The organism is Pseudoalteromonas sp. G5_S1_14_S5 (assembly GCF_054968605.1).
The window spans coordinates 1-1153 of record NZ_JBQKUM010000185.1; the positions used below are offsets into that span (position 1 = coordinate 1).

Genomic DNA, 1153 nt, shown 5'->3' on the forward strand with positions numbered 1-1153 from the left:
CATTCTCCTGAATTTAAAGCAGAAGCCCTGAAGCTAGCAGAGAAAGTGGGAGTAGCTGCGGCAGCGAGGCAGCTCTCGTTACACGAATCTCAGATCTATGGTTGGCGTAAGGTAGCCAAAAAAGACACCAGCACCAGTCAGAGGGAAAAAGATCTAGCCGCTGAGGTCGCTAAGCTCAAAAGACAACTAGCTGAGCAAGCTGAAGAGCTAGATATAGTAAAAAAGGCCGCCACCTACTTCGCGAAAAACCTAAAGTAAATTGCTACGAATTTATGCTCGAACACCTGCTGTGCTTCAGTGTTGTCCGCATGGCTAAGGTGTTCGGCGTTTCACGGAGTGGGTTTTATTACTGGATTAAGCATCGCCACAAGGCCCTCCAGCGCGAGGTAACTCGCCAAGAGCTTGATACGAAGGTCAAAGAGGCTTTTGACAATAGCAAAGGCCGCGATGGTTCAAGGCGAATCCAGAAAGAGCTGGCTGAGAACGGTGATAGCCGTAATGTTAAAACCATTGCCGCCAGTATGAAGCGGCAGGATTTAACGCCGAAAGCGGCACGTAAGTTTAAGTGTACTACGGATAGCAAACATAAAATGCCAGTTGCTCCGAACCTGTTGGCACAGGATTTTAACGCGGAGGCTCCGAATCAAAAGTGGGCGGGAGACATCACCTACGTTGCCACAAGCGAAGGCTGGCTGTACTTGGCGGTAATTATTGATCTTTACTCAAGACAAGTAGTCGGCTGGTCTATGGATACCAGAATGACTGCTACGCTGGTCTGTGATGCGTTATCAATGGCCTTGTTCCGTCGCGGGTTCCCTGAGCAAGTAATCGTTCACAGTGATCGAGGTAGCCAGTATTGCTCAAAAGACTATCGAGACCTCATAACCGCTTATAATCTAAAGCAAAGTATGAGTAGAAAAGGAAACTGCTGGGACAACGCTTGTGTGGAGAGCTTCTTCCATTCAATGAAAGTTGAAGCGATCCAATATGAGCCGATCATGATGCGAGACGAGATGCGCCAAGCGATTTTCGAATACATAGAGGTTGATTATAACCGGACGAGAAGGCACAGTGCTCTTGGATATCTAAGCCCAGTTAACTTTGAACAACAAAATGTCGCTTAATGAAGTGTCCAGTCTGCCTGGAGCAGATC

The 1153-nt window shown here is 47.7% G+C and carries 1 protein-coding gene; it reads left to right on the forward strand.

The annotated features are described in order from the left end of the window. Window positions 1-1124, forward strand: a protein-coding gene (locus ACTRWI_RS22455) for an IS3 family transposase (RefSeq protein ID WP_499133907.1) whose coding sequence is annotated in 2 segments (ribosomal slippage) — window positions 1-217 and window positions 217-1124 — 1125 coding nt annotated over the 2 segments. Because the reading frame shifts where the segments join, the coding sequence is not laid out codon by codon here. This gene is flagged as partial in the annotation. Between the last annotated feature and the right edge of the window lie 29 nt (window positions 1125-1153).